Source organism: Sphingobium algorifonticola, assembly GCF_004005485.1.
GTDB lineage: Bacteria > Pseudomonadota > Alphaproteobacteria > Sphingomonadales > Sphingomonadaceae > Sphingobium > Sphingobium algorifonticola.
Genome location: NZ_RZUL01000023.1, coordinates 1 through 8,047, shown reverse-complemented (window position 1 = coordinate 8,047; position 8,047 = coordinate 1). Strand labels below are relative to the sequence as shown.

Annotated in this window: 6 protein-coding genes and 1 pseudogene; 5 read left to right on the top strand and 2 right to left on the bottom strand. The window is 57.9% G+C overall.

Annotation, left to right across the window (positions count from 1 at the left end; genetic code table 11):
• Nucleotides 1-119: 119 nt before the first annotated feature.
• A pseudogene (locus tag ENE74_RS17880) lies at nt 120-479 on the top strand (RES family NAD+ phosphorylase); the annotation flags it as partial.
• 105 nt (nt 480-584) lie between these two features.
• Here ENE74_RS17880 and ENE74_RS17875 read toward each other — a convergent pair.
• A complete protein-coding gene (locus ENE74_RS17875; protein ID WP_127692226.1) occupies nt 585-1,355 on the bottom strand; it encodes a hypothetical protein in 771 nt (256 codons plus the stop codon).
• Between the two features lie 53 nt (nt 1,356-1,408).
• The gene (locus ENE74_RS17870) at nt 1,409-1,594 is read right to left on the bottom strand and encodes a hypothetical protein (RefSeq protein ID WP_007013849.1); all 186 of its coding nucleotides are present in this window, start codon (nt 1,592-1,594) and stop codon (nt 1,409-1,411) included.
• 224 nt (nt 1,595-1,818) lie between these two features.
• On the opposite strand from ENE74_RS17870, the gene ENE74_RS17865 reads away from it, so the two are divergent.
• The 4 genes from ENE74_RS17865 (at nt 1,819) to ENE74_RS17850 (ending at nt 7,962) form a co-directional block, all read left to right on the top strand.
• On the top strand, nt 1,819-3,183 hold the full coding sequence (locus tag ENE74_RS17865; protein WP_164847545.1) for a DUF4365 domain-containing protein: 1,365 nt from the start codon (nt 1,819-1,821) through the stop codon (nt 3,181-3,183).
• The gene (locus ENE74_RS17860) at nt 3,180-4,637 is read left to right on the top strand and encodes an argonaute/piwi family protein (protein WP_127692224.1); all 1,458 of its coding nucleotides are present in this window, start codon (nt 3,180-3,182) and stop codon (nt 4,635-4,637) included. Before ENE74_RS17865 ends, ENE74_RS17860 begins: the two co-directional genes overlap by 4 nt.
• A gap of 431 nt (nt 4,638-5,068) precedes the next feature.
• Nucleotides 5,069-7,057 carry a ParB/RepB/Spo0J family partition protein gene (locus ENE74_RS17855; protein WP_127692223.1) on the top strand — a complete coding sequence of 663 codons (1,989 nt, stop codon included), beginning with the start codon at nt 5,069-5,071 and terminating at the stop codon, nt 7,055-7,057.
• Between the two features lie 155 nt (nt 7,058-7,212).
• A complete protein-coding gene (locus ENE74_RS17850) occupies nt 7,213-7,962 on the top strand; it encodes an ArdC family protein (protein ID WP_127692222.1) in 750 nt (249 codons plus the stop codon).
• Nucleotides 7,963-8,047 lie beyond the last annotated feature (85 nt).

Genomic DNA, 8,047 nt, shown 5'->3' with positions numbered 1-8,047 from the left:
CCGGTCGGGCTACGCCCGCCCTCCGCCGCACGCAGCGCAAGGCCATCTTCAACAAACCAACATCATATCCGAAAAGGGGTCCCTCTTCGACGCCGATCGGGGGTCCCTTTTGAACGCCGTTTGACACTCGCACTGTAGAAGCGCCAGGCTGGACCTCACAGTTCCGTGAGATCATCCTTTCGGTAAGCGCCGATTTTCACGATCTCAGGAGCCTTGCCGCAGGCGATCCCGCGCTTGATCCCGACAACTATGCTGCATCGCAAGCTCTCGCTGTTGCGCTCAAAGGGGACGGGGCCGAAGGTGTTGTCTATCCGAGCATCCGGCATTCGGGTGGTGAGTGTGTCGGATTGTTCTACCCGGATTGTGCATCCGACCCCACTCAGGGACGTCACCTCGACTACCACTGGGATGGAACGGGTGTCGATCTGGTTCGAGACGCGGGAACAGGTGCCGTGTTTCGAGTGGTGGACACTGACTGAAGATCCAACATCCGGCTTGCGCTGCGGCGACTCCGGCAGCTTTGCGCCCCTCAAAGGTGTATCAAATAACCTGCACTTGGCCTTGAAAGCTGACATCAAATTGGCTCAAGATCGGGCGTTCTCGCGCTTTCGGTTGAATGCTTCTTTAATTCGCTCGGTCATTATGCCCCATGCCGTGCGCTTTCTGGCTAACGAAGCTCGCATGGAATGCAGAGATTTTTCACGCCAGCGTTCGTCAAGGCGCTCGTCATTTTGGAATGTATCGAGGACCGCTGAAGGATCGTTGCGCATGTGCTTGTGCGCCTTGCGGCCTACGATGTCGCTCGAAAGGTAATCATAGAGGGCTTGAAGAACGCCTGTAACGTGCTTGCTTTGGCCATTATCTAATTGCTCGAGAAGAAATTCGCGCAGAACAATTGGTGAAGCGTTGAGCTGATTAAGGGCCAGGTCGGTTTCCCTTTTGAGCTGGACAACGTTGGCTAGGCGGCTTTGCAGGCAATGAAAGGGATGCATTATTGGGACATGGAGCTCAGCCGTCCCTTCAGTCATCCTGACATTCATTCTTATCTGGATGGCTTGCTTCTTTAGCTTGGCGCCATCGACGCCCATGACATGCCAGAGAAAATCGATTTCAATCGGGTGCCCATCGATCTCAGCATGCACTATGGCCGTCTGCGGTGTGTGGTTGTCGGTGTCGGGGATGGCAACGGAACCACCAAGAGCGTTTGCAAGCTTTTCTGCGGCTTCGCGCTGACCAAAGTAGTCAATATCTTTGGATGTGTAGGGCCCGTAGGCATCGAGCTCGGCTACATGGCTGTAGCGCTCTGCCCACAGGTTGAGCGCTTGGCCTCCGACGATGAAGGCATCGTCACTCAATTTCAGGATGCTTGCTAGATCATAGACGATCTTGGCAGGTAGAACTGCTTGATTCAGGCGAAAGCCTCTTCGCAGATGATCGACGATTCGACGATGTCCAGCGAGGAGAAAAAACCATTGCGGGCACGCATCTCGTCGCGCGAAATACGGCCAGAACGCAGGTCGTCGGCGTCGGAAGCGCGTTGACGCTCCTTCTCCTGCTGGCGTTCCGCCGGGCTGTAGTAGCAAGCCTGCTGCATGGTTTTCTCCGTTAGTTGATATATTCTGCGGAAGGTTACCAGTCAATGAACTGTTTGATTCTGCCCTCGTTCCCTTTTCCTACCTAAGATCTCTGTTTCGCGTCACAGCATTGAAAGCGGCCTTGGCGTCACTCCTACCTAGCGGTGGAAACGCGTTTTCAAGAACTTGCTACGAAGGCCTCGGCACCGTATATTCTTGATATGTTCTCATGGCCGCGCCTTCGATGAAGACTCTCACGGACAACCAGCTGACTGGCGAGTTGGGTGAAACCGTAGTCAAAAGCAAGATTCTTGAGCTCGGCCACGTTTTCGAAGGCCGTGGGCGCCTAGAAACGGGCATCGATGGGACGATCGAATTTCGAGATCCCGTTACGCGCTCCATGACCGGTCTCACCGTCGCAGTTCAAGTGAAGACGACGAAGTCCACCAAATATGTCGGCGAAAGTGACGACGAGTTTGAATACAGCGTTCGCCAGCAGGATATCGATTATTGGAAGCGTTGCAGTCTCCCTGTCGCACTGATCCTCTACCGACAGGAAGACGGATCACTCTATTGGCGCGACGTTGAGGCTGGAGAGGAAGGGGATGAACGGCGCCTCAAATTTCGCAAGGATCGAGATCGCCTCGATTCCAGTTCGATCGAGCGCCTGGCTGCAATGGCAGTCCGCCGCGGTAAGGATGGCACATTCCTCCCATCGCTTCGAGTGGGCGAGCAAGCGCATCTAAATCTGATGCACGTCGGACTGCCTTCATCGATCTTCGTTGGCGAAAGTCCTTTTGCCTCGGGCCGTGACGCGGTTCCGGAGTTGTTGCGCGCTGACGGCCATCACTTCGATTGGGTTATTCGCGGCCGCCGTTTTCTGTCCTTTCGCAATCCCGAAGGTACACCGCTCGAAGCGATTGTCGATATCGACACGGTCGAGGAAGTCGATACGGAAGACGTGTCGATTAGCGATGATCATGATGATGCGGTGATGATGATCGAACTGCTGCGTCGGACAATGGCTGAACAGTTCTCGGATATCCTCGCTTTCGACCGAAAAGCCCGGCTCTTCTATTTCAAGGCCGAAGAGAGGTATCAGCCGAGGCGATATTTCTATCGATCCCTGCGCGAAACGACATCCGCGACGGTCGTCCAAGTTTACGACTACAAGAAGGGAAAACGTAAAGGACAGGTCAACTACCTTCGCCACCACGCTTTCTCACCTCGCTTCCAGCAAATCGGAAGCAATTGGTTTCTATCGATTTCCCCAACCTTTGTGTTCACCGAAGACGGTTTCCGTCCTCATAGGTTCGCCTCCGATCTCCTTGCTGGGAAGAAGAGGCTCGATCGTAACGGATCGATACGCGGACAGATGATGATGTTCCGTTTTCTGCTTTCAGGAATTGATCTTCAGCCGCACGCGAAGTTCGATCTTTTTCAAGAAGCCGAGGAAGTCAGCCCGGTTCTGACATTCAACGTCGTTGAACCCGTAGCCATGGAAGCGGCCGTTCCTGAGAACGCTTGGTCCGAAACAGATCCGAACGCCAAACGGATGAAGGTTCAGGACGATGAGTCCACACAGGGGGAGTTGGGAGTAGGCGTGTGACATTCACATTCGAAACTCGCTGTATTCCCGAGCCAGATCTCGAATTTGGGGATGGCGGCCTGTTCCTCGACCCGCGTGTCGGATTGATGCGCCACGGCCCTCTGCAGCCAAAGCCTGGCGACCTGATTCGGATCGGAGTGGTAGGCACATCTGATACGGTCGATGGGTTTGCCAAATACATCGACCGCGCGATGCAAGGTATCCCGAGCGACAATGAAAAACTGGGGAATTTGCATCCAGATTTCCCCGGGCTTGGAAACCAGAACCCCTTTCGCTGCCGCTTCGAAGTGCCTCGGGAAGCCTGCCAGACGGTTCTTCAATCCGAGATAAAGAGGATTGTTGCGATAAGGAACCACGAGGAAGCGGTTCGCGCCGCTGTCGATCTGCTGATCGTGCAGGCGCGCATTTTGCTTGAGGGCACTTCGCGTCCCGAGGTGATCGTCATCGCCCTACCGAAAGTTCTGATCGAAAAGGTGGTCAACGCACGTAGCATCGTGTCCGAAGATGATGATGACGATGATGAGGAGGAAGCCGGCCCTACCGAGCTCAATTTCCGTGATCTGTTCAAGGCAAAGGCGTTGAGCCTTAGCGTGCCGACGCAGATTGCTTGGCCTTCGGTCTGGGATGACGCCTTCAAGCTTTCCAGGAAGATGAAAACCACTGAGCGCAAGGTGCAAGGCCCAGCTACGCGGGCTTGGAACCTGCTCAACGCGATTTTCTACAAGGCCGGTCGCGTGCCGTGGCGTCTACCCAAATCCGACGGATATGAAACATGCTATCTTGGTATCGGATTTTATCGGGACCTGGACGGCCATCGGCTTTGGACAAGCACCGCTCAGATGTTTGACGAGCGGGGTAAAGGGCTGATCCTTCGCGGAGCGAGGGCTCGTACTGATCGGCCAGGAAAGCACCCCTATCTGGCCCGCGCAGATGCTTGCGATCTCGTCAAGCGCTCGCTTGAGACTTATTTTGAGCATCACCGCACGATGCCGGCCCGGATCGTCATTCTGAAGACGTCCCGCTTCGAGAATAGCGAATCTCGTGGCTTCGCAGAAGCTATCGAAGAGATGCGCGTCGCCATGACTGATATGGTTTGGGTATCGGAAGGTGGCCATGTAGCCCTCTTCCGGGAAGGTGATTACCCCGCGCTCAGGGGGAGCTTCGTCCGCATTGGAAACGACGGCATCCTCTACACGCGGGGTAGCGTCCCATACTACGGCACCTACCCGGGCGCACGAATGCCCAACGCACTACAGCTTCGGCCCTATGAATGTGAAACCTCGCTGGACGAAATAGCTACCGAAATCCTTGCCTTAACCAAGATGAATTGGAACTCGACCCAATTCGATCACGCACTTCCCATCCCCATCCGAGCAGCGCGGGAAGTCGGACGGGTTTTGAAGCACGTTAGCTATGCCGAGCGAGATCAGCCCGACTTTCGCTATTACATGTGAAGGCTGGCACGAGTTGGGGCTGCGGCCAATTCGTTACTAGCTGTCTGACATCTACCCTTCATTCTCCCTCGCCATGTCTCAGTTTACGTATTTTCGCCGGAGGAGTGCGAGCAGGTCATCCGCTAGACGGCTGCGTTCGGCCCGCAATTCCATGCGTGTCCGGTCTGCCCGGGTGGGCAGGATAAGCGCGCGTTCTTCCTGGTCGCCGCGTGCGGCACGTCGTTGTGAGCCGTCCTCAGTTCGAACCTCCCGTGGTGAAGGGAGGAAACGCACACGCCCGTCGACGTGAGCTTTCTGGCATTTCGCTCTCAATTACGGGCCGACCGCAATCGGCCCACCCGCGGTCATAGAGAGGGAAGGGGGCTTGCTTCTGTTTGAGCCGAATGGGCGTCGAAGGTCGATGCCCGTGCTCATATTCAGGAGTATGTTCCATGATCAAGTCGATCCCGCTGGCCAAGTTGGTCCAGTCCCCTCGCAATGTGCGCCGTCACGGTGACCCAGCCGCAGATTCCGAACTGAAAGCGAGCATCGCAGCCCATGGGTTGTTGCAGAACCTCATCGTTCGGCCTGCTGCTCGTGGCAAATTCGAGGTCGAAGCCGGAGAGCGCCGCCGGTGCGCCTTGCTGGCGCTTGCCGAAGAGAAAGTCCTTCCGAAGGGCTACGAGGTTATCTGCCTCGTGCTTGATGACGATGCGGAAATCGCAGTCGAAACGAGCCTGGCCGAAAACTTCCATCGCCTCGCGATGAACCCGGCCGACGAAGCGCAGGCGTTCGCTGCCCTGATCGAGGCAGGTGCATCGACGGAGGACGTCGCGCGCCGGTTCGGACTGACGGTCCGCTTCGTTGAAGGCCGTCTGCGTCTCGCCACCCTTGCACCCGTCGTCTTCGATGCACTGGCGGCCGGCGAAATCACTCTCGATCTCGCCAAAGCTTTCGGCGCGACCTCCGACCAGGAAATTCAGGCTCGCGTCTATGAACAGGCGTCTTCGGGCTATTATGCGCCCAGCGCCGACAGTATCCGGCGCATGGTGCTCTCCGGCACGGTTCGCGGCAACGATGCTCGGGCCCGCCTTGTCGGTCGCGAAGCCTATATCGCTGCAGGTGGCCGGATCGAACGCGAACTCTTCGACGACGATGACAGCGAGTCCTGGGTCGATGTCGCGCTTCTGGAAACGCTCGCCGCGGAGGAGATGGAAAAGCGCGCCAAGGCGCTCGCAGCAGAACAGGGTCTTGCCTGGGTCAAGCCGACGCTTGACGCCTATGCCAGTCACGATCTCGTCGAAGGCCTCATTCGACTTCCAGCCGAGCCGGCTCCGTTGACTGACGCCGAACTGGCCCGCCTTGACGAGCTCGATGCCTCGTACGACGAGCATGCGGCCATTCTTGAGGACGAAGACAGCGCCGAAGAAGCAATTGCTGCGGCCGAGGCGACGATCGAAGCGATCGAGCGCGAATGCCAGGACATTCGGGCAAAGCCCCCGGAGCTGGCACCCGAACTGAAGGCCGATGCCGGAATGATCCTCGTTCTCTCGCGCGACGGCACACCGGTTCTCCAGCCGGTGTTCTACGGCGAGCGCGACATCGAAGTCGTTGGTGACGAAGATGTCGTCGAAGTCGTTGCGAGTGTCGGCAGTGATGGCAAACGCCGTGCAGCGCTTTCCAAGCGCCTGGTCGACGAACTTGCGATGCAACGTCGTGACGTGCTCGCGCTCCACGTGGCCTCGGATCCCGGCCTTTCGCTTGACATCATGGTCTTCACCCTCGCGGATGCCGACACCCACGACTGGCGGTCGCGCGCGGCCACGACCCTGCGTGGCGGCGTCCCTGCGGGTCCGATTGTCGGGTTCGAAGCGAAGGATGCGCCGGCAAGCGCATCCCTTGCGGACCTGCGCTCTGGTCTCGATGAGAGCTGGCGATCTGGCGAAGACGCTTCGTCGCGCTTCAAGATGTTTCGGGCACTCGCCGATGAAAGCCGCGCAGCATGGCTCGGCTTCGTCGTCGCTCGCACGCTCGAGGCGAGTCTCAACATGGCAGGCGAACGTCAGATCACGTTTCAGGATCATCTGGGCAGCACGATCGGCATTGACATGTCGCAATGGTGGCGTCCGACCGCGGCAAACTACTTCGACCGCGTCTCAAAGCAGGTCATCCTTGATGCGCTCACCGATGTTGGCGGTTTGGAACTGTCCTCACGCTTCGCATCGGTGAAAAAGGGCGATCTTGCGATGAGCGCCGAGCGCGTCTTCGCGGGGACCTACATCACCGAGGTCGAAGTTCGGGAAAGGGCCCTCGCCTGGGTGCCTGAAGTCATGCGCTTTGCCGACCAGCCGGAAATTCCTGCCGACAACGATGCGCAAAGTCCCGACGCGGATTTCGTCGCCAACGACGACAATCAGCCCCCGAGCGAGCTGGCCGCCTGACCTCCTCCTGACAGGAACGGCTGCTCGCCACGGTGAAGCGGTCCTCCGGCACATGCCGGGGGGCCGCTTCCTTCATGGAAAGAGAGCGGAGGGGGCTCCGGGATCTCCGGCACTGACCGACGGAACTGTCGTCAGGCCATTTCAGGAGATCCAACATGGCCTATCGCAAGGGACAAAGCGGCGCAGTGTCGCCTGCTACCCGTATCACCCAGGAAATCATCGCCCGCCTCGAGTCCGGCACGAAGCCCTGGATCAAGCCATGGCGCGGTGTGCCAGTCTCGCGCCCATTGCGGGCGTGCGGCATCCCTTATCGCGGCATGAATGTATTCTGGCTCTGGATGGTTGCCGACATGTGCGGTTACGCCTCGCCGTTCTGGATGACCTACAATCAGGCCAATGAACTGGGCGCACAGGTGCGCAAGGGTGAAAAATCCACCATCGCCATCTTCTACAAGAGCTACACCAAGGAAGTCGAAGCCCCCGACACCGGCGAAAAAACCGACGAAAGTCGTCGTGTGTTGAAGGCCTATCCGGTTTTCAATGCTGATCAGGTCGAAGGTCTGCCCGAGCGTTTCCATCCCGCCGCGACGCTTGAGGTGGTGGAGCCCGAGGGCCGTCAGGCTGAACTCGACTCATTCTTTGCCCGTATTCCGGCCGTGCTGCGGCATCAGGGCGACGAAGCCTATTATGAGCCTGTGGCTGACCGGGTGACAATGCCGCCCGCGCATCTCTTCTCGGGCTTCGACCACTATTACGCGACGCTCGCGCACGAGCTGTCGCATTGGACCGGCCATGCCAGTCGCCTCGACCGCAATCTCAAGAACCGATTTGGTTCTGCAGCTTACGCCGCCGAGGAACTCATTGCCTTATCTGGACAGTCTGCGCCGTCCGCAACATTGCATTAGGTCGGCGATGGACGTCCACGGTAGGCAGTAATCAGGCTGGCCGTAGCGCTGACCCAAGAGCTGGCGGAGGCCAGCCTGATTGCTG

Coding starts and splice junctions, on each gene's coding strand:
- ENE74_RS17870 (WP_007013849.1), bottom strand. CDS start 1,594: ATGCAGCAGGCTTGCTACTACAGCCCGGCGGAACGCCAGCAGGAGAAG.
- ENE74_RS17865 (WP_164847545.1), top strand. CDS start 1,819: ATGAAGACTCTCACGGACAACCAGCTGACTGGCGAGTTGGGTGAAACC.
- ENE74_RS17855 (WP_127692223.1), top strand. CDS start 5,069: ATGATCAAGTCGATCCCGCTGGCCAAGTTGGTCCAGTCCCCTCGCAAT.
- ENE74_RS17850 (WP_127692222.1), top strand. CDS start 7,213: ATGGCCTATCGCAAGGGACAAAGCGGCGCAGTGTCGCCTGCTACCCGT.